Annotated in this window: 19 protein-coding genes and 1 pseudogene; 11 read left to right on the forward strand and 9 right to left on the reverse strand. The window is 65.3% G+C overall.

The window, feature by feature from the left end; all coding sequences use genetic code 11:
• Window positions 1-53: 53 nt before the first annotated feature.
• Complete coding sequence (locus HS053_RS10085) at window positions 54-2,018, reverse strand: protein meaA (RefSeq protein ID WP_174211114.1); 1,965 nt, start codon at window positions 2,016-2,018, stop codon at window positions 54-56.
• A 165-nt stretch (window positions 2,019-2,183) separates the two neighbouring features.
• Here HS053_RS10085 and HS053_RS10090 point away from each other — a divergent pair, with 165 nt between their 5' ends.
• The 7 genes from HS053_RS10090 to HS053_RS10120 all read left to right on the forward strand — a co-directional run bounded on the left by HS053_RS10090 (window position 2,184) and on the right by HS053_RS10120 (window position 8,037).
• Entirely contained in the window at window positions 2,184-3,560 is a 1,377-nt protein-coding gene (locus HS053_RS10090) for a 1-acyl-sn-glycerol-3-phosphate acyltransferase (protein WP_174211115.1), read from the forward strand.
• 107 nt (window positions 3,561-3,667) lie between these two features.
• On the forward strand, window positions 3,668-4,960 hold the full coding sequence (ccrA, locus tag HS053_RS10095; RefSeq protein ID WP_174211116.1) for a crotonyl-CoA carboxylase/reductase: 1,293 nt from the start codon (window positions 3,668-3,670) through the stop codon (window positions 4,958-4,960).
• Between the two features lie 120 nt (window positions 4,961-5,080).
• Window positions 5,081-5,299 (forward strand): hypothetical protein, encoded by a 219-nt coding sequence (locus HS053_RS10100; protein WP_241699811.1) that lies wholly within the window; start codon window positions 5,081-5,083, stop codon window positions 5,297-5,299.
• Window positions 5,300-5,340: 41 nt separating this feature from the next.
• Window positions 5,341-6,876 (forward strand): ATP-dependent DNA helicase, encoded by a 1,536-nt coding sequence (locus HS053_RS10105; protein WP_174211117.1) that lies wholly within the window; start codon window positions 5,341-5,343, stop codon window positions 6,874-6,876.
• A gap of 62 nt (window positions 6,877-6,938) precedes the next feature.
• Window positions 6,939-7,277, forward strand: a complete 339-nt coding sequence (locus HS053_RS10110) for an ArsR/SmtB family transcription factor (RefSeq protein WP_174211118.1) — start codon at window positions 6,939-6,941, stop codon at window positions 7,275-7,277.
• Window positions 7,274-7,735, forward strand: a complete 462-nt coding sequence (locus tag HS053_RS10115; RefSeq protein WP_174211119.1) for an SRPBCC domain-containing protein — start codon at window positions 7,274-7,276, stop codon at window positions 7,733-7,735. The genes HS053_RS10110 and HS053_RS10115 overlap by 4 nt, the downstream gene beginning before the upstream one ends.
• A gap of 65 nt (window positions 7,736-7,800) precedes the next feature.
• Window positions 7,801-8,037 (forward strand): Lrp/AsnC family transcriptional regulator, encoded by a 237-nt coding sequence (locus HS053_RS10120; protein WP_174211120.1) that lies wholly within the window; start codon window positions 7,801-7,803, stop codon window positions 8,035-8,037.
• Between the two features lie 28 nt (window positions 8,038-8,065).
• Here the strand turns inward: HS053_RS10120 and HS053_RS10125 are convergent, their stop codons facing one another.
• The 5 genes and pseudogenes from HS053_RS10125 to HS053_RS10145 all read right to left on the reverse strand — a co-directional run.
• A complete protein-coding gene (locus tag HS053_RS10125; RefSeq protein ID WP_174211121.1) occupies window positions 8,066-8,728 on the reverse strand; it encodes a phosphoribosylanthranilate isomerase in 663 nt (220 codons plus the stop codon).
• Window position 8,729: 1 nt separating this feature from the next.
• Window positions 8,730-9,092, reverse strand: a complete 363-nt coding sequence (locus tag HS053_RS10130) for a lipopolysaccharide assembly protein LapA domain-containing protein (RefSeq protein ID WP_174211122.1) — start codon at window positions 9,090-9,092, stop codon at window positions 8,730-8,732.
• 67 nt (window positions 9,093-9,159) lie between these two features.
• Window positions 9,160-9,441, reverse strand: a complete 282-nt coding sequence (gene ihfB / locus HS053_RS10135; RefSeq protein ID WP_174211123.1) for an integration host factor subunit beta — start codon at window positions 9,439-9,441, stop codon at window positions 9,160-9,162.
• Window positions 9,442-9,629: 188 nt separating this feature from the next.
• A complete protein-coding gene (rpsA, locus tag HS053_RS10140) occupies window positions 9,630-11,312 on the reverse strand; it encodes a 30S ribosomal protein S1 (RefSeq protein WP_174211124.1) in 1,683 nt (560 codons plus the stop codon).
• 1,161 nt (window positions 11,313-12,473) lie between these two features.
• Window positions 12,474-13,040, reverse strand: a pseudogene (locus HS053_RS10145) ((d)CMP kinase); the annotation flags it as partial.
• 125 nt (window positions 13,041-13,165) lie between these two features.
• Between HS053_RS10145 and bchE the strand changes: the two are divergent.
• On the forward strand, window positions 13,166-14,680 hold the full coding sequence (gene bchE / locus HS053_RS10150) for a magnesium-protoporphyrin IX monomethyl ester anaerobic oxidative cyclase (RefSeq protein WP_174211125.1): 1,515 nt from the start codon (window positions 13,166-13,168) through the stop codon (window positions 14,678-14,680).
• Here the strand turns inward: bchE and HS053_RS10155 are convergent.
• From HS053_RS10155 to irrA, 3 genes are all read right to left on the reverse strand, one after another.
• Entirely contained in the window at window positions 14,646-15,158 is a 513-nt protein-coding gene (locus HS053_RS10155) for a hypothetical protein (protein WP_174211126.1), read from the reverse strand. The two genes, bchE and HS053_RS10155, sit on opposite strands and share 35 nt — an antisense overlap.
• Before the next feature lie 2 nt (window positions 15,159-15,160).
• Window positions 15,161-16,507: a 3-phosphoshikimate 1-carboxyvinyltransferase gene (gene aroA / locus HS053_RS10160; RefSeq protein ID WP_174211127.1), complete on the reverse strand. Its 1,347-nt coding sequence runs from the start codon at window positions 16,505-16,507 to the stop codon at window positions 15,161-15,163.
• A gap of 293 nt (window positions 16,508-16,800) precedes the next feature.
• A complete protein-coding gene (gene irrA / locus HS053_RS10165; protein WP_174211128.1) occupies window positions 16,801-17,229 on the reverse strand; it encodes an iron response transcriptional regulator IrrA in 429 nt (142 codons plus the stop codon).
• 160 nt (window positions 17,230-17,389) lie between these two features.
• Here irrA and fabA point away from each other — a divergent pair, with 160 nt between their 5' ends.
• The 3 genes from fabA to HS053_RS10180 are packed head-to-tail and all read left to right on the forward strand — an operon-like array spanning window position 17,390 to window position 19,967.
• On the forward strand, window positions 17,390-17,899 hold the full coding sequence (gene fabA / locus HS053_RS10170) for a bifunctional 3-hydroxydecanoyl-ACP dehydratase/trans-2-decenoyl-ACP isomerase (RefSeq protein WP_174211129.1): 510 nt from the start codon (window positions 17,390-17,392) through the stop codon (window positions 17,897-17,899).
• A 19-nt stretch (window positions 17,900-17,918) separates the two neighbouring features.
• Window positions 17,919-19,148: a beta-ketoacyl-ACP synthase I gene (gene fabB / locus HS053_RS10175; RefSeq protein WP_174211130.1), complete on the forward strand. Its 1,230-nt coding sequence runs from the start codon at window positions 17,919-17,921 to the stop codon at window positions 19,146-19,148.
• A 30-nt stretch (window positions 19,149-19,178) separates the two neighbouring features.
• Window positions 19,179-19,967: an enoyl-ACP reductase FabI gene (locus HS053_RS10180; RefSeq protein ID WP_174211131.1), complete on the forward strand. Its 789-nt coding sequence runs from the start codon at window positions 19,179-19,181 to the stop codon at window positions 19,965-19,967.
• The last annotated feature ends 128 nt before the right edge of the window (window positions 19,968-20,095 follow it).

The raw sequence follows: 20,095 nt of genomic DNA on the forward strand, positions 1-20,095 counted from the left end.
TCCTGCGGCTTTATGCCGGCAGGGCAGGGAAGGCGCCTTGATCTGGGTCAGGTTCAGGCGGCCTTTTCGCCACCTTCGGCCACGATCCGCGTGATGTCGAGCATGATGCGGTTCAGCTCGAAATCCTTGGGCGTATAGACGGCGGCCACCCCCATCGCGCGCAGGGCGCGGGCGTCTTCCTCGGGGATGATGCCGCCGACGATCACCGGCACCTCGGCCAGACCGGCGGCGCGCATCCGCTCCATCACCTCGCGGATCAGCGGCAGGTGGCTGCCCGACAGGATCGAGAGGCCCACGACATGGGCCTTTTCCTCACCCGCGCGGGCCACGATCTCGGCCGGGGTCAGGCGGATGCCCTCATAGGTGATGTCCATGCCGCAGTCGCGGGCGCGGGCGGCTATCTGTTCGGCGCCGTTGGAATGGCCGTCCAGCCCTGGCTTGCCGACAAGGAACTTGAGCCTGCGGCCAAGTTTGGTCGAGACCGCATCCACCGCCTCGCGGATCGGTTCCAGACCTTCGGTGCGGTTGGAGGGGCTGCGGCTGACGCCGGTGGGCCCGCGATACTGGCCGAATGCGGCGCGCACGGTGTCGCCCCATTCGCCGGTGGTGACGCCCGCCTTGGCGCAGGCGATGGAGGGGGGCATCAGGTTTTCGCCCGAGGTGCAGGCGTTGCGCAGCGCCTGCAGCGCCGCTGTCACCGCCGCCCCGTCACGGGCGCGGCGCCAGTCCTGCAGCCGGGCGATCTGATCCGCCTCGGCCTCGGGATCGGCCTGCATGATCGAGCCATCCCCGGCGGTCAGCGGCGAGGGCGCCGCCTCGGTCCAGCGGTTGACGCCGACCACGGTGGTCTCTTTCCCCTCGATCTTGCCGATCCGCTCGGCATTGGCCTCGACCAGACGGGATTTCATATAGTCGATGGCCGCAACCGCGCCGCCCATCGCATCAATCTGCGCCAGTTCGGCCCGGGCACCTTCCTTCAGTGCGGCCACCTTGCGGTCAACGGCGGGGTTGCCGTCAAAGAGGTCGTCATATTCCAGAAGGTCGGTTTCATAGGCCACGATCTGCTGCATCCGCAGCGACCATTGCTGATCCCAGGGGCGGGGCAGACCCAGCGCCTCATTCCACGCGGGCAATTGCACCGCCCGCGCCCGCGCTTTCTTCGACAGGGTAACCGCGAGCATCTCAAGCAGAATACGGTAGACGTTATTCTCGGGCTGCTGCTCGGTCAGGCCCAGCGAGTTCACCTGCACGCCATAGCGGAAGCGGCGATACTTCGCCTCGGTGATGCCATAGCGGGTTTCGCAGAGCTCATCCCAGAGGTCGACAAAGGCGCGCATCTTGCACATCTCGGTCACGAAGCGGATGCCGGCATTCACGAAAAAGCTGATCCGGCCCACCATATTGGGGAAATCGGCCGGGGAAACCTTGCCCTTCAGATCGTCCAGCACGGCGCAGGCGGTGGCCAGCGCAAAGGCCAGCTCCTGTTCCGGCGTCGCCCCCGCCTCTTGCAGGTGATAGGAGCAGACGTTCATCGGATTCCACTTGGGCAGAGCGGCCTGAGTATAGGCGGCAACGTCGGTGATCATCCGCAGGCTGGGTTTCGGCGGGCAGATATAGGTGCCGCGCGACAGATATTCCTTGATGATGTCATTCTGCACGGTGCCTTGCAGTTTCGTCACATCGGCGCCCTGTTCCTCGGCCACCGCGATATAAAGCGACAAGAGCCAGGGTGCCGTGGCGTTGATCGTCATCGAGGTGTTCATCTGTTCCAGCGGGATGTCCTTGAACAGCGCCCGCATGTCGCCCAGATGCGCTACCGGCACACCGACCTTGCCGACCTCACCCCGCGCAAGTTCATGGTCGCTGTCATAGCCGGTCTGGGTGGGCAGGTCGAAGGCCACCGAAAGCCCGGTCTGCCCGCGCGACAGGTTGTTGCGGTAAAGCGCGTTCGAGGCGGCAGCGGTGGAATGGCCCGCATAGGTGCGGAACAGCCACGGGGTTTCCTTCTGCGTCTGCATCGTCGGCACTCCTGAATCGCGTCGGCAATATTATTTCGCCGGATGCCAGATAGACGACATTTTCCGCGCCTGTCAATCGCTGCGCTGCGGCGTTGGCGGGAGATGGGCAGATTGCCCATCCTACGGGACGTTTGACGCGGTGACGGTTTTCGGCAAGCTTGCCTCATGTTCCGTGCCGTCGAGGTTCCTCTCTGGCTGCTTGTGCTGATCCTTGGCTTTGCCGGGGTGACCTTTGCCTCGCATTTCCTGTTCCCGTCGGTGCGCTGGTTCTTTCGCAAGCGCGCGGAACGGGCCTTGGCGCGGCTGAACGCCCGGCTGGACCGCCCGATCGAGCTGTTCAAGCTGGCCCGCCGTCAGGACATGATCGTGCGGCTGACCTATGACCCGAAGGTGCTTGAGGCGGTGACAGACCATGCTGCCGAGCAGGGCATTCCGGGCGCCGTCGCCTTTGAAGAGGCCCGCCGCTATGCGCGTGAGATCGTGCCCGGCTTTTCTGCCACGCTTTATTTCGGGGTGGCGATCCGGCTGGCGCGCTGGCTGTCGCGCGGGCTTTACCGGGTGCGGATCGGCAAGGTGGACAAGGCGCTTGAGCAGATTGACCCCAAGGCGACGGTGGTTTTCGTGATGAACCACCGGTCCAACATGGATTATGTGCTGATCACCTGGCTGGTGGCCAATCGTTCCGCCATTTCCTATGCGGTGGGCGAATGGGCGCGGGTCTGGCCCTTGTCGCGGCTGATCCGGGCGATGGGCGCCTATTTCATCCGCCGCCGGTCGCGCAACACGCTCTATCGGCGGGTTCTGGCCCGATACGTCCAGATGGCCACCGCCGAGGGCACTACGCAGGCGATCTTTCCTGAAGGCGGCCTGTCGCTGGATGGCCGCGTGGGCGAGGCGCGGATGGGCCTTCTGAGCTATATGGTGACCGGATGGGAGCCTGCGGGCCGCGATGTGGTCTTTGTGCCGGTGGGGCTGGGGTATGACCGGGTGCTGGAGGACCGTATCCTGTTGCAGGCGGCGGCCGAGGGCAGCCGGCAATTCCGTTCCCGCCCGATTGCCAGCAGTCTTTTTGCCTTGAAGGTGCTGTGGAAAATGCTGCGCGGGGTGTTCCCGGGCTTTGGCACGGCGGCGGCGGGCTTTGGCGCCCCGGTCTCGCTGGCCGCCTTTACGGCAGATCATCCGGGGGCCCCGGTCGAGGCGCTTGCGGCCCGGCTGATGGCCGACATTGCCCGCGTGGTGCCGGTGACGCCGGTGCCGCTGACCGCCGCAGCCCTTGCTGTGGGTCCGGCAGACCGCGCCGCCCTTCTGGCCGAGATGGAGCGTCTGGCCGAGGAATTGCGCCTGGCCGGGGCCGTTTTGCGCCTGCCGCCGCAGGGCATGGCGGCGGCGCTGGACGAAGGGCTGACCCCGTTCTTGCGCAGGGAACTGGTGACGGGGGATTTGCGGCCCACGGCACAGGGGGCCGCTTTGCTGGACTTCTACTCGGCTCCGGTTCAGCAGCGGCTTGAGTTGGGCGATAACGCCGCAACGCAGCGGACATAAAATTACAAAATAGACTTTAAGACTATTGCAAAGTTGCGCGGCGCTTTCTATCCATTCTGCATCTGCACGCCGATTCTGCGGCGCGGCACAACGAACAGGAGGCCCAGATGGCTTTGGACACCGCCAGCCCGATCGCGCCCTATGAGGCGCCCGTGAAAGACCTCTATGAAGTCGGCGAGATGCCGCCCCTCGGCCATGTGCCCAAGCAGATGTATGCTTGGGCCATCCGCCGCGAACGCCATGGCGAACCGGCGACCGCGATGCAGGTCGAGGTGGTCGATACCTGGAAGATCGACAGCCACGAAGTGCTGGTTCTGGTGATGGCGGCGGGTGTGAACTACAACGGCGTCTGGGCCGCGCTGGGCGTGCCGATCAGCCCGTTCGACGGCCACAAACAGCCGTTCCATGTGGCCGGTTCCGATGCCTCGGGCATCATCTGGGCGGTGGGCGACAAGGTGAAGCGCTGGAAGGTCGGCGATGAGGTGGTGATCCACTGCAATCAGGACGACGGCGATGATGAAGAGTGCAACGGCGGCGACCCGATGTTCTCGCCCTCGCAGCGGATCTGGGGGTATGAAACCCCTGATGGTTCCTTTGCACAGTTCACCCGGGTTCAGGCGCAGCAACTGATGCCGCGCCCCCGCCATCTGAGCTGGGAAGAATCCGCCTGCTATACGCTGACGCTGGCCACCGCCTACCGGATGCTGTTCGGCCACCCGCCGCATGACCTGCAACCGGGCCAGAACGTGCTGGTCTGGGGGGCCTCGGGGGGCTTGGGGTCTTTTGCCATCCAGTTGATCAATACCGCGGGCGCCAATGCCATCGGGGTGATCAGCGACGAGAGCAAGCGCGATTTCGTGATGGGGCTGGGCGCCAAGGGCGTGATCAACCGCAATGATTTCAAATGCTGGGGCCAACTGCCCACCGTCAATTCGGAAGAATACAACACCTGGCTGAAAGAGGCCCGCAAGTTCGGCAAGGCGATCTGGGACATCACCGGCAAGGGGGTGAACGTCGATATGGTCTTTGAACACCCGGGCGAGGCGACCTTCCCCGTCTCGTCGCTGGTGTGCAAGAAGGGCGGCATGGTGGTGATCTGCGCCGGGACCAGCGGCTTCAACTGCACCTTTGACGTGCGCTATATGTGGATGCACCAGAAGCGCCTTCAGGGTTCGCACTTCGCCCATCTCAAGCAGGCGTCGGCCGCCAACAAGCTGATGTGCGAGCGTCGGCTTGACCCCTCGATGTCCGAGGTCTTCCCTTGGGCCGAGATTCCGGCGGCCCACACGCTGATGCGCTCGAACAAGCACAAGCCGGGCAACATGGCCGTGCTGGTGCAGGCGCCGCACACCGGGCTGCGCACCTTCGACGACACGCTGGAAGCCAGCCGTAACCGCTGATCTTTTCACCAGTAAAGCCGCCGCATCTTAGGGTTGCGGCGGCTTTTTGCTGCCCTGTCTCTTTGGTGGATACGGTCTGTTGCCGATCGGGGCTATACTCTCTCCCTCGGGAAGAGTGGTATGGTTAAACGGTTGGTAATCGTGATCACCGGGGATTCCATGCGCCACGACTGGATCTTCGAAGTGTTGAGCGACCTCAGGGCCTATGCTCTGGCCAACAACCTGCCTGCCCTTGCCGCCAAGACCGAAGAGGCGTTGCGCACCGCCCGGATCGAGATTGCCGCCTCGGGCGAGGGTGGACCCGAAGGCAGCGTGCCGCCAAGCGGCCGGGCGCATTAGCCCCTCTGGCCCTTGGCCGGGGCTTGGCCTATGGTCGCCCCATGCTTCCCATCCTTACCTTCTCTGACGATCAGGCCGAAGCCTATGACCGGGTTGCCGCCGAACTCCTCTCCATGGGAATTGATCTGGAGGATGGCGGTCTGACGCCGCGCGCCGAGGGCCGCGCCTCGGTGCTGGCGGTGGTGGGCAAGGCGGGGTCGGGCAAGACCATGCTTTTGGGCGCGCTCTACAAGGCGATGCAGGCGGCAGGGGTCGATCTGGTTTCCGGCGATTACGAGGGGCGGCGACGCAAGGAGCGGCGGACGCTGGCCATTCTGGCGCCGACCAACAAGGCGGCTTCGGTCCTGCGGATGCGGGGCGTGCCTGCCACCACGATCCACCGCATCCTTTATACCCCGGTCTATGACCCGCAATATGAAAAGATCGCCGAATGGCTGACCGGGCAGGGGCCCCGGCCGGTGGTCGAAGGGCTGACCGAACAGGCGCTGGACCGTGCCCATGCCTTCTATCAGACGGTCGCCTCGATCCCGGGCGCGCTGGCGGCGGCGGGCCTGCGCGGCAGCGATTTCATCAAGGGCTGGAAGCGCCGGGAAGAGCCGCTGGACGTGGGCTTTGTCGATGAAAGCTCGATGCTGGATGAACGTCAGTTCGATGATCTGCGCGAGATTTTCCCGACGCTGGTGCTGTTCGGCGATCCGGCACAGCTTGCCCCGGTTGGACAAAGCGGACAAATGGTGTTTGACCGGCTGGCCGAAGGGCGCACGTTAAACCTGCACCGCATCCATAGGCAAACGCAGGACAATCCCATCCTGGATCTTGCCCACGCGCTGTCGGACGACCGACTTGGCTTTGACGATTTCGAACGGATGGTCGAAGAGACCGCCAAACGCGATGACCGCGTGGTCTGGGGCGAACGGGTGGATGCCGATCTGATGGCGCGCAGCCCGGTTCTGGTTTGGCGCAACGCCACCCGCATCCGCCTGATCACCGCCTTCCGCGCCGCCCATGGCGCCCCGCCCGATGACCTTCTGCCCGGAGAGCCGCTGATCTGCGACGGCATTGAACTGCCGCTGAAACACCGCAAGAAGCGCATCGACCTTGAGGCGCGGGGCCTGATCAAGGGCGCGCAGGTGATCTACCTTGGTGCAGGCAACCGCCCCGGCTTTGCCAAACTGCATGTGATCGGCGCCGAAGAGCCGCAGCTTTCCGCCGCTTCGATCGTCAAGATCGAAAAGCCGGATGAGGAAGAGCCCTTCATCCCCCATGCCGCCACCATGGGCGCCGCCTTTCTGCACGGTGCCGCGGTGACGATCCACAAGGCGCAGGGCAGCCAGTGGGAAACCGTGCAGGTCTTCGCCCCTGACCTTTACGCCGCCGCCGCCGCAGGCCGCACCGAAGCGGGCATCCCGCTGTGGAAGCGCCTTGCCTATGTCGCCATCACCCGCGCCGAAAAACGGCTGATGTGGGTGGTGCGCAACCGGCTGGCGCGGCCACTGACGCCGCTGGGCATCGACGACCTGCGGGCCACTCCCGCGCCGGCGCTGATTCTGGAGTCCTCGCCCCAAGACGAGGTCTGAGCGGCTGTTGCACTCAATACTTAATGATTGACTTAAGTGATTCCCTCTGATTACTTAAGGGAATGATTAACAATACCTCCCCCCTCGACCGCATGTTTCAGGCGCTGGCAGATGGGCACCGCCGCCAGATGATCGACCGGCTGGCGGCGGGGCCGCTTACGGTCAGCGATCTGGCGCTGCCCATGGGCATCTCGCTGCCCGCTGTCATGCAGCACCTTTCGGTGCTGGAGGCGTGCGGCCTTGTGCAAAGCCACAAACAGGGCCGGGTGCGGACCTGTGCCCTGACAGCGGACGCTCTGGCGCAGGCTGAAGCCTGGATCAGCGCACGCCGGATGATGGTGGAGGCAAGATTGACCCGGCTGGAGCAGTTTCTGGCCACAGACAAGGAGGATGGCGCGTGACCGGCATATTGATTTCCCATGGAACATTTACCGTCAAGCGGCGGTTTGCCGTGACGGCAGAGCGGCTCTGGCGGGCCTGGACCCAGCCCGAGCAGATGCGCGAATGGGCTGCGCCTGCCGCCGATTGGAGCTTTGAGGTCGCCACGTTCGATTTCCGGCCGGGCGGCGTTGCCATCTGCCGCTTTGGCCCACCGGGTGAGGTGCCCTATCAGGATGTCTCGCGGTTTGATGATATCCTGCCGCAACGCCGGATCGTCTCGGCCTATGCCATTTCCAAGGGCGATGTGCGGATATCCTCTTCGGTTTCCAGTGTTGAGTTCCTGCCGGACGGCGATGGCACCCTGCTGCGGATCACCGAACTGGGGGCCTATCTGGACGGGCGGGACTCGGCTTCGGGTCGGGAAGGCGGGGTGCGCCAGCAACTGGAACATCTGGCACAGTTTCTGGTGCCGGCCTGAGCATGGGCGGGCTTTCCTTGCGCGGTGAGGGACGTTAGCCTTGGCCACGACCCAGGAGACACCCCATGATCTGCGTATTCGTCCAGTTCCGCTGCACCCCCGGCAAGACCTATGAGGTCGCCGACGCGATTTATGACCGCGAGGTGGTCAGCGAGCTGTATTCCACCAGCGGTGAATATGACCTGATTGCGAAGGTCTATATTCCGGAAGGCGAGGATGTCGGCCATTACCTGTCGCAGCGGCTGTTCGACATTCCGCATATCGTGCGCACCCTGACGACGATGACCTTCAAGGCGTTCTGACCCCGCAGGATGGGCAATATTGCCCATCCTACCGAAGGATCGGCGGGCCATCCATCCGGGCGGCCCGGGTGAAGGCGGCGATCTTTGCCGCGTCCTTGACCCCGGGCGCGCTTTCGACGCCGCTGGCCACGTCCACCTGCCGGGCATTGGTCAGCCGGACGGCCTCGGCGACATTCTCTGCCGTCAGCCCCCCGGCAAGCATCCATGGGCGCAGCCAGCGGCGCTGCGCCACCAGCCGCCAGTCGAAGGTCAGCCCGTTGCCGCCGGGCAGAACGGCATTCTTCGGCGGTTTGGCATCGACCAGAATCTGGTCCGCCACCAGCGAGTAATCGAACACCGCCGCCAGATCGCCCTCATCCGCAACCCCCACCGCCTTCATCACCGGCAGGCCATAGCGGGCGCGGATTTCGGCCACCCGGTCCGGGCTTTCCTTGCCGTGAAGCTGCAACATGTCCAGCGGCAGCGCCTCGGTGAGTGCGTCCAGCATCGCATCATCGGCATCGACCACCAGCGCCACCTTGGCCAGCCCCGGCGGGGCCGCCAGCACCAGCGGCAGCGCTTCGGCCATGGTCACGCTGCGCGGGCTTTTGGGGAAAAAGTTGAACCCGGCATAGGCCGCCCCCGCCGCCGTCACCGCCGCGACATCGGCAAGGGTCCGCAGACCGCAAATCTTGACGCGGATATCTGGCATCTCAGCGCGCCTTGGGCCGGTCGAGCAGGGCCAGAACCTCGTCCTTGGGGGGCAGTGAGCTGGCGTCTTTCAGCACGGCCAGCTCCCGTTGCAGCCGCGTCACTTCGCGCGACTTGGTGCTGGCGGCCGAGCGGTGCTTCATCTCGCGGAACCACTCCCAGACGAAGCCCAGCAGAAGGCCAGCCACAATGCCGCCGAAGATGCCCAGAAAGAGCGGCAATTCCATCTGCCAGTCGATCCCGAGCAGCGCCGCAAGATCGGGCGGCAGCAGTTTCACCACCACCGGCGCACGGTTGGCCAGCGCCACTGTAAGCAACAGCACCGCAAGGGCGCCAAGGAAGAGATAACGCAGATACCGGATCATGCCGCCCGCCTTGCCAGTGCCTCTGGCCCCTATATCGGCCAGCAGGGGGCAGGGCGCAAGGCCGGGCTTACTTGCCGTTCAGCCGGTCGCGCAAAAGCTTGCCGGTCTTGAAGAAGGGAACCTTCTTGTCCTCGACCTGAACCGCCTCGCCGGTGCGGGGGTTGCGGCCGACACGGGCGTCGCGCGCCTTGACCGAGAAGGCGCCGAAGCCGCGCAATTCAACGCGGTCGCCCTTCGCCAATGCTTCGATGATCTCTTCGAAGACCGTGTTGACGATACGCTCGACATGGCGCTGCGTCAGATGCGGGTTCTCGTCCGCAATCTTCTGGATCAGTTCCGACCGGATCATCCGTTTCATCCCCTCGTGGCACTGCGGGCCTGTTCCGGCCCTTCGAGTGACATGCTGTTGTTGGCACGGGAACTATAGACAAATTTCCCGGTCACACAAACGATTTCGGTGGCTTGCGGGGCGGATGGCAAAGGGCCCCGCCTTACGGCGGAGCCCTTTCGTCATTTTCCCTGACCAATCCCGAAGGATCAGTTGCGGTCGCCCTTCAGAGCGGCGCCGAGGATATCGCCCAGCGAGGCGCCCGAATCGGACGAACCATACTGTTCCACGGCTTCTTTCTCTTCGGCGATCTCGCGGGCCTTGATCGACAGACCCAGACGGCGGGTCTTGGGGTCGATGTTGGTCACGCGGACGTCCAGCTTGTCACCAACCTGGAAGCGCTCGGGGCGCTGGTCGGCACGGTCGCGCGACAGGTCCGAGCGGCGGATGAACGACTTGGCGCCGTTGTATTCCACTTCGATCCCGCCTTCCTCGATCGCGGTCACGGCAACCGTGACGATCGAGCCGCGCTTCACGCCGTCCACCGCATCGGTGAAGGTGTCGTCGCCCAGAGCCTTGATCGAGAGCGAAATCCGCTCTTTCTCGATATCCACTTCGGTGACGGCGGCCTTGACCGTGTCGCCCTTGCGGTAGTTCTGGATGGCGTCTTCGCCGCGCTGGTCCCAGGACAGGTCCGAAAGGTGAACCATGCCGTCGATGTCGTTGTCGAGGCCGACGAACAGACCGAATTCGGTGATGTTCTTGACTTCGCCTTCGATGGCCGAGCCCACGGGATGGGTTTCAGCAAAGACTTCCCACGGGTTGCGTTGGGTCTGCTTGAGGCCCAGCGACACGCGGCGCTTGGCGCTGTCGATTTCCAGCACCATCACGTCAACCTCTTGCGAAGTGGACACGATCTTGCCGGGGTGAACGTTCTTCTTGGTCCAGCTCATTTCCGAGACGTGGACCAGACCTTCGACACCGGCTTCCAGCTCCACGAAGGCGCCGTAATCGGTGATGTTGGTCACGCGGCCTTTGTGGACGGTGCCGATGGCATAGGCACGCTCGACGGCATCCCACGGGTCCGACTGCAACTGCTTCATGCCGAGGCTGATGCGGTGGGTTTCCTTGTTGATCTTGATGACCTGAACCTTGACGGTCTCGCCGATCGACAGGATTTCCGACGGGTGGTTGACGCGGCGCCAGGCCATGTCGGTGACGTGCAGCAGGCCGTCCACGCCGCCCAGATCAACAAACGCACCGTATTCGGTGATGTTCTTGACCACGCCGTCCACAACTTGACCTTCGGTCAGGTTGCCGATGACTTCGGCGCGCTGTTCGGCACGCGATTCTTCCAGAATGGCGCGGCGCGACACGACGATATTGCCGCGGCGACGGTCCATCTTCAGGATCTGGAAGGGCTGCTTCATGCCCATCAGGGGGCCGGCGTCGCGCACGGGGCGCACGTCAACCTGCGAACCCGGAAGGAACGCAACAGCGCCGCCCAGATCGACGGTGAAGCCACCCTTGACGCGGCCGAAGATCGCGCCATCGACGCGGGTTTCGGCGGCATAGGCTTTTTCCAGACGGTCCCAGGCTTCTTCGCGGCGGGCTTTCTCGCGCGAAATGACAGCTTCGCCACGGGCGTTTTCAACGCGGTCAAGGTAAACCTCGACTTCATCGCCAACCTTGATCGTGGGGGTCTCGCCCGGATTGGCGAATTCTTTCAGATCGACACGGCCTTCCATCTTGTAGCCGACGTCGATGATGGCCTGGCCGGATTCGATCGAGATAACCCGACCTTTGACGACGGTGCCTTCTTCGGGGGTGTCGATTTCGAAGCTTTCCTTCAGCAGGGCTTCAAAGTCTTCCATGGTAGCTTTGGCGCACATGTGCAGTTCAGTCCTTTTCATGGGTTTTCGGGCCTTGCGGTTGGCTCCGCCGGTCTTTGATGGTCCTAAATACGAAAGTGACCTGCCCGAAGTGCGGGCAGGGCGGTTCCGTGCAGGATGGGCGGCCTATAGCGGGCGCGGCGCGATTAGGCAAGCAAAAGGCAGCTACAGGCCCAGCCGTTGCGGCGGAAAGCCGAACCGCGACAGATGATCGAGCAGTCGGGCCTCAAACCCCGGGCTTTCGATGTCGAGCGTGTGCCGTGTGAAATACCACCGCAGGCCCGCGTCCATGTCTTGTGGCCGGGTCAGGGCACGACTCAGGGCGGCGGGGAAATCTTCCGGGCGAGTCACGGTTTCAACCAGATCGGCATGGTCGGACTGGCCGAACAGGATCGCGGGCTTGCCATGCAGCATCCCCTCCAGCGCCGCCGCGGAATTGATCGAGACGGTGGCGGCGCAGGCCGCCAGAAGATCATGCACATTGGCATCTGTCTGGATCAGCGGAAGCCCCGCAAGAATCAGCTCGCGGATCAGCGCCGCCCCCATATCGGCCTTCAGCGGATGCGGCTTGACCAGCACCGGACGGCCTTCGGCGCCGTCGGCGACGGCGCGCAGCATCGCCTCGTTGCTCATATAGGCATGGCCGCGTCGATGCGGGGCAGGGCCTTGCAGAAAGATGGCAAGGGCGCCCGGGGGCAGCGTTTCGACCCGTTTCTTCTGGTGATAGCGCGAGTGGCGCGGGGTGACGAACCGCGCGCGCAGATCATCGGCAAAGGCGCGGGCCGCCGCCGCCGGCACCTTGGCCGGATCGAAACGGTCGCCCCGGGCCGAACTTTCGGCCAGCACGCCCTGCGGGTCGAGGTGCCAGAAGCCGGGCAGATAGGCCAGCGCCGCGTTCAGCCAGCCCGGCCCCTGCACTCGCCCGCCTTCGGTCAGATGCAGATTACCGTCACCCGGCTTTGTGCCCTGCCCATGGTTGCCCTGTCCGGTGTCCCCCTTGCCGCGCGCCACGATGCGCGGCACCCGGCCATGGCTGGCCAGAACCTGCGCAATGCGGGGATAAAGCGCCAGATGGGCCGGTTTCTGCCAGTCATCGACATAGCGTTCCGGCAGATGGAAAATCACCTCTGCCGGGCCGAAGCGGCGGGCCAGGGCCGTGCCGATCAGTGCGGTTGCCTCGGCAATCGCCTGTTCGACGCTGAGGCTCGACGTGTCGAGGATCGTGGCATCCCCGGCCGGGCGCAGGGGGGCATCGGCGCGGCCCATGTCGCGGGCATCACGCTCTTGCACCTCGGCCAGCACCTGCGCCGGATCGCCGCCCACCTCAAGCCAGCGGCGATGGGCGCGGACCTCGGCGCTGGCGGTGACGTAAAGCTTCACCTCGGCCTCGGGGCAGATCACCGTGCCGATGTCGCGCCCGTCCAGCACGGCGCCACCTTCGGCCCGCGCAAAACGGCGCTGAAACTCCAAGAGCGCTGCGCGCACCTCGGGGATCACGGCAACGCGGCTGGCAGCCTGACCGGCGGCGAGCGTGCGCAGGTCGTCGCGGGCAAGGTCGGCCTCGGTCAGCCCCCGTGCCGCCGCAACCGGATCGCCGCCCTTGGCGCCGACCGCCCGGTAAAGCAGCCCGGTATCCAGATGGCGAAAGCCGAAACGCGCCGCGATGGCCCGGCTGATCGTGCCCTTGCCCGCCGCCGCAGGCCCGTCGATTGCCACCGTGAAGATCATCTGGCCCGCCTTGGTCCGCCTTTGGATGCCGCTGGTTTAGCGCGGGGGGAGGGGCAAGGAAACCCTGCGGTTGACCCCGCGGGCGCGGCTTGGCAGGCTTGTGGGGTGCTGCGCGTGGTGCCCCTTTGAAGATTGCCCTTCTGAACCCGCCCCACCGTGCCATCGGGTCGCGCGTGCCGGGGGAGTTGCTGCCGCCCTTCGGCCTTCTGGCCATTGGCGGGCCGCTGATCGACGCGGGCCACGCGGTGCGGCTGGTGAATGCCGACATCGCGCCGATGACGCCGGCGCAGATCGTCGCGGCCCTGCTGGCGGACCCGCCCGATGCGGTGCTGATCGGGCATTCCGGCTCAACCTCGGCCCATCCGGTGGTGGCGCGGCTGGTGCCGGCGATCCGCGCCGCGCTGCCCGGGGTGCGGATCGTCTATGGCGGGGTCTTTCCCAGCTATCACTGGGAAACCGTGCTGCGCGACTGCCCCGAGATCGACGTGATCGTGCGGGGCGAGGGCGAGGAAACCGCGCCGCGCCTGATGGTCGCGCTTGCGACCGGGGCGGCGCTGGATACGGTGCCGGGCATCGCCTTTCGCCGGGATGGCCAGCCCCATGCCACCGCGCCCGCGCCGATGCTGCGCGACTTCGCGGTGGCGCGGATCGGGTGGGAGCTGATCAACTTCGCCGATCACAGCTACTGGGGCGGGCGGCGGGCGGTGATCCACCAGTTCTCGCGCGGCTGCCCGCATCCCTGCACCTATTGCGGCCAGCGCGGCTTCTGGACCCGCTGGCGCCACCGCGACCCGGTGGCGTTTGCCCGCGAAATCGCCTGGCTGGTGCGGGAAAAGGGGGTGGAACTGATCAATCTGGCCGATGAAAACCCCACGTCGTCCCGCAAGGCGTGGGAGGCGTTTCTGCGCGCGCTGATCGCCGAGGATGTGAAGGTGACGATCATCGGATCAACCCGCGCCGATGATATCGTGCGCGATGCCGATATTCTGCATCTTTACAAACAGGCGGGTTGTCTGCGCTTTCTTCTGGGGCTTGAGGGCACCGATGAGGCCACGCTGACCGCCGTGCGCAAGGGCGGCTCGCGCCCCAAGGACCGCGAGGCGATCCGGCTGTTGCGGGCGCATGGCATGATCGGGCTTTGCACCTTTGCCGTGGGCTTTGCCGAGGAAACCGATGCCGATTACTGGCGGCTCTTGCGCCAGCTTCTGGCCTATGACCCCGATCAGGTGATGTCGGTCTATGCCACGCCGCACCGCTGGACGCCGTTCTTTGGTCAGTCGGCGGGGCGGAGGGTGGTGCAGCAGGATCTGGAGCTTTGGGATTACAAGCATCAGGTGCTTGAGGTGCCGGGCGTTCCGGCCTGGCGGGTGTTCCTGTGGGTCAAGCTGATCGAAGCCTGCCTGCAACTGCGCCCGCGCGCGCTGTGGCGCGCCTTTGCGCAGCCGGATGCCGAGCTGCGTCATGCGCAGCGCTGGTATACACGGATGGGGCGCGGCGTCTGGCTGCGCGAGATCGCCGATGCCTTCCGCTTTCGCCCGGTTCCGGGGCCGACGGTGGCCGAGTTCTGGGGCGGCGCGGATCAAATGGACGAGGCGGCGCTTGCCGTTACCCCGCGCCGCGCAGCCGCCGCAGGGCGCTGACCGCTACGGCCAGCGCGAAAGCCGTCAGCGCCAGCCCGTCCAGTGCCCATTTTGCCACCGTCGCCTGCGAGGCCGCGGCGGCCATCTCTGCCGTCACCTCGGGCGCGCGCAGCATTGCGGCGACACGGGCGTTTTCCAGCAGGTCCGCCCCGGCCCCTGCCATGGCGATGATGGCAAGACCAATGGCCGGAAGCCGCGGGTAAAGCACCACGAAGGACCATGTGAGAAACAGGCCCAGCAGCACCGGGAACAGCGTATCCAGCCGCATCTGCGCCTCAAGATACAGATCCCGCCCCGGGGCGCTGATCCGGCCCAGAAAGGTCTGCACCTCTGCCAGATCATAGCCGGTGATCCGCAGATCGAAGGGTGCCAACCCGCCAGCCGCCTTGCGGATGGCCGGGCCGGTGACCGTGACCATCAGCGCCCAAAGCGCCAGAACCACCGCCGCCAGCGCCAGATAGGTCAGGCGGCCCAGCATGGTCAGCCCCGCCGCAGGCTGGCGCCGAGGCCGGTCATCAGTCCCTCGAAGATCGGGAAAGAGGTCAGGATGGGCGAGGCATCATCCACCGCGATGTCCGCCTTGGCCGCCATGCCGGCGACAAGGAAGCTCATGGCGATGCGGTGGTCGAGATGGGTGGCGCAGGTGGCGCCCCCGGGCATCCCGCCCGCGCCCATGCCGTGGACGATCAGCGTATCCTCATCCTCTTCCACCCGCACGCCGCAGGCTTCCAGCCCGCGGGCCATGGCGTCGATCCGGTCGCTTTCCTTGACGCGGAGTTCCTTGACACCGCGCATCACCGTCTTGCCAACGGCAAAAGAGGCGACGACTGACAGGATGGGATATTCGTCGATCATCGACGGCGCACGTTCCGGCGGCACCTCGATGCCCTTCATGTTGCCGCTGAAGCGGACGCGCAGATCGGCGACCGGCTCCCCCCCCTCTTCGCGTGGGTTGAGGAAGGCGATATCGGCGCCCATCTCGACCAGGGTGAGGTAAAGCCCGTTGCGCGTCAGGTTCTGGCTGACGCCCGGCACCAGAATATCCGAGCCTTCGACGATCAGCGCGGCACAGACCGGGAAGGCGGCAGAGGACGGATCACGCGGCACGGCCACGGTTTGCGGGCGCAGTTCGGGGCGGCCCAGAAGGGTGATGACATGGCCCTCGGCGGTCTTTTCCACATTCAGCGTGGCGCCGAAGCCCAGAAGCATCCGCTCGGAATGGTCGCGGGTGGGTTCCTTTTCGATCACCACCGTCTCGCCCGGGGCATTCAGCCCGGCCAGCAGCACGGCAGATTTCACCTGCGCCGAGGCGACCGGTAGGGCATAGCGCACCGGCACGGGGGCAGCGGCGCCCACCACGGTCATCGGCAGGCGACCGCCCTTGCGGCCATAGGCGCGGGTGCCGAAGAGCGACAGGGGATCGGTCACGCGGCCCATCGGCCGCTTGCGGAGCGAGGCATCGCCGGTGAAGGTCGCGGTGATCGGCGTGGTCGCCATGGTGCCCATGATCAGCCGCACCCCGGTTCCCGAATTGCCGCAGTCGATCACATCCGCCGGTTCCTGAAACCCGCCGACGCCGACCCCGTTCACCGTCCAGTCGCCCAGGCCGTGGCGGGTGACCGTGGCGCCGAAAGCCTGCATCGCCTTGGCGGTGTCCAGCACGTCCTGCCCTTCCAGCAGGCCGGAAATCCGCGTCTCGCCCACGGCCATCGCCCCGAAGATCAGCGCGCGATGGCTGATCGACTTGTCACCCGGCACCGATGCGGTGCCACTGAGCGGCCCCGACTTCGATGCGATCATCGGTTGTGCTTGGCCATGGCCGGACATGCGCATCTCCTCGTTTCGCCGCCCGCTGATAGCGCAAGCGCCCGGAGGGGTCCATCCCGCGATGGTGGTAGCGGTGATGGTGAAGCGGAGTCGGGGTGAACCCCGACCTACGGTTTGCGAGTGGGTCGGGGTTTGCCGCGGCATGTGGTTTGCGAGTGGGGCGGGGCAAACCCCGGCATGCGGGTTGCGGGTAGGTCGGGAGTTGCCGCGGCATGCGGGTTGCTGGTGGGTCGGGGTGAACCCCGACCTATGGTTTGCGGGGTAGGTAGGGGTTTACCCCGACTCTCCGGCGCCTACGCCCGCCGCAGGCGGATCACCACATCTACGCGGGCAATCTCGGTGCCCGGGGGCGCCTCCGGCAGGGTGGCGATGCGCAGTTCCGAGGCCGGGGCATCGGTCAGGCTGGCGCTGTCTTCCCAGTAGAAATGCGGATGGTCGTCCAGCCGCGTGTCGAAATAGCTGCGCGAGCCGTCCACCACCACCTCGTTCACCAGGCCCGCCTCACAAAAGGCGCGCAGGGTGTTGTAGACGGTGGCAAGGCTGACCTTTTCTCCGGCATCCGCCGCGGCGGCATAAAGCCCTTCGGCAGTAACATGCCGGTCCTGCCCGTCGCCCACAAGCAGCGCCGCCAGCGCCAGACGCTGCCGCGTCGGGCGCAGGCCCCCCCGCTGCAGCCATGCAGATGTGCGGGTTTCGGCTTGAAGAGGGTCTGGCAGGCTCATGTCTTCATATAAAGGACATATCCGGTGCATTTCAATTGAAAAGCCGTCCGGCCCCCGCGACCCGCGCCTGCCCCCCGCCCTTGCTTCCCCTTCGCTGCCTCTGTTACACGGGGGGAAGCGGGCCGGGGCACGGGGTCAGGCCGGGGGGATCAGAGCAGGCATGGGCGGCTATCCGACGAGTTTCGACAAGGACGACCTTCTGAAATGCGCACGCGGCGAGCTGTTCGGGCCGGGCAATGCGCAGCTTCCGGCGCCGCCGATGCTGATGATGGACCGCATCACCGACATTTCCGAAGATCGCGGCGAGCATGGCAAGGGCCATGTCGTGGCCGAGTTCGACATCACGCCGGACCTGTGGTTCTTTGACTGCCATTTTCCGGGTAACCCGATCATGCCGGGCTGCCTTGGCCTTGACGGTCTCTGGCAATTGACCGGCTTCAACCTGGGCTGGCGCGGCTGGCAGGGGCGGGGCTATGCGCTGGGCGTCGGTGAAGTGAAGCTGACCGGCATGGTGCGGCCCGACCGCAAGAAGCTGACCTACTACGTCGATTTCACCAAGGCCATTCAGACCCGCCGCCTGACCATGGGCGTGGCCGATGGCCGCGTCGAGGCGGACGGCGAAACGATCTATCTCGTCAAGGACATGAAGGTCGCCCTGTCGGCAACCTGACACCCAAGGAGGAACGCCCATGCGTCGCGTCGTCATCACCGGGATCGGTATCGTCTCGTCCATCGGCAACGATGTGGCCGAGGTTGAGGCCAGCCTTCGCGCCGGGAAGTCCGGTATCGTCTTTGCGCCCGACTATGCCGAACGCGGGTTCCGCTGCCAGGTTCACGGCACGCCGAAGGTGGTGATCGAGGATCTGATCGACAAGCGCGACCTGCGGTTCATGGGGGACGGCGCGGCCTATACCTATATCTCGATGCGGCAGGCGATTGCCGATGCCGGCCTGACCGATGCCGAAGTGTCGAACGACCGCACGGGGATCATCGTCGGTTCGGGCGGGCCCTCGACCAAGGCATTCTTCAAGGCGCATAACATCGTCCGCGAGACCGGCGCGCCGAAGCGGATCGGTCCGTTCTCTGTGACCAAGGGGATGTCCTCGACCGTTTCGGCCTGTCTTGCCACGCCGTTCAAGATCAAGGGCGTGAACTATTCGATCACATCGGCCTGCTCGACATCCGCCCATTGCATCGGCAACGGAACGGAACTGATCCAGATGGGCAAGCAGGACATCGTCTTTGCCGGCGGGGGCGAAGAGCTGGACTGGACCCTGTCCTGCCTGTTCGACGCGATGGGGGCCATGTCGTCGAAATACAATGACGCGCCCGCCACGGCCAGCCGCACCTATGACGCGACCCGCGACGGGTTTGTCATCGCGGGCGGCGGCGGTGTTGTGGTTCTGGAAGAGCTGAACCACGCCCTTGCGCGCGGCGCCAAGATCTATGGCGAAGTCACCGGCTACGGCGCCACCTCCGACGGTCAGGACATGGTGGCCCCCAGCGGCGAGGGCGGCGAGCGCGCAATGCGGCTTGCGCTGTCCACCCTGCCTGCGGGGCGGCAGATCGACTATATCAACAGCCACGGAACCAGCACGCCGGTCGGCGATGTGGTCGAGGTCGAGGCGATCCGCCGCGTCTTTGGCAAGGGTGCCACGCCCCCCATCGCATCGACCAAATCGCTGACCGGGCATTGCCTTGGCGGCGCGGGCGTGTGGGAGGCGATCTATTCGCTGATCATGATGAACGGTGATTTCATCGCGGCTTCGGCCAATGTCACCACGCTGGACCCCGCGCTGGACCCCTCGGAAATCGTGACCGAACTGCGCGAGGGGGTGAAGCTGGATTCGGTTCTGTCCAACAGCTTCGGCTTTGGCGGCACCAATGCGACGCTGGTGATGAGCAAATACCTCGGCTGAGATTTCACAAAGTCATAGGGGAGACGCCGGATGGCCGATCTGATGAAGGGCAAGCGCGGCCTCGTGATGGGCGTCGCCAATGAACGCTCGATTGCCTGGGGCATTGCCCGCGCGCTGGCTGCCGAGGGTGCCGAACTGGCCTTTTCCTATCAGGGAGAGGCGTTCGGCAAGCGGGTGGAGCCGTTGGCGGCCTCGGTCGGGTCGGATTTTCTGGTCGATGTCGATGTGACCGACGACGCCAGTCTGGACGCCTGTTTCGGCGCGCTGAAGGACCGTTGGGGGACGATGGACTTTCTGGTCCATGCCATCGCCTTTTCCGACAAGAACGAGCTGACCGGGCGGTTCATCAATACGACCCGCGGCAATTTCAGCAATTCGCTGGCGATTTCCTGTTTTTCGTTCATCGACGTGTCGCGCCGCGCGGCCGAGATGATGCCGAATGGCGGCAGCCTGATCACCCTGACCTATGCCGGGTCGAACCGGGTGACGCCGAATTACAACGTGATGGGCGTGGCAAAGGCGGCGCTGGAATCGGCCACCCGCTATCTGGCCAATGACCTCGGGCCGCAGCAGGTGCGGGTCAATGCGATCTCGCCCGGCCCGATGAAGACGCTGGCCGGGGCGGCCATCGGCGGGGCGCGGGCCACCTTCCGCCACACCGAGGCGAATGCCCCGATGCGGTCAAACGCCACGCTGGAGGCGATCGGCGGCACGGCGGTCTGGCTCTGTTCCGATTACGGTGCCTGCACCACGGGCGAGGTGGTGCATGTGGACAGCGGCTATCATGTGCTGGGGATGCCGCAGCAGGAAAACCTCTGATCCTTTGCGAAGGTGATCTGACTGCGCCGCCGTTTCTTGCGAAACGGCGGCATTTCTTTTGCGTCGGCCGCGCGGCGGGGCCGCTTGCCTCCGGTGCCTCCGGCGGGGATATTTGGGCCAAGATGAAG

Source organism: Tabrizicola fusiformis, assembly GCF_013328815.1.
Lineage (GTDB): Bacteria > Pseudomonadota > Alphaproteobacteria > Rhodobacterales > Rhodobacteraceae > Fuscibacter.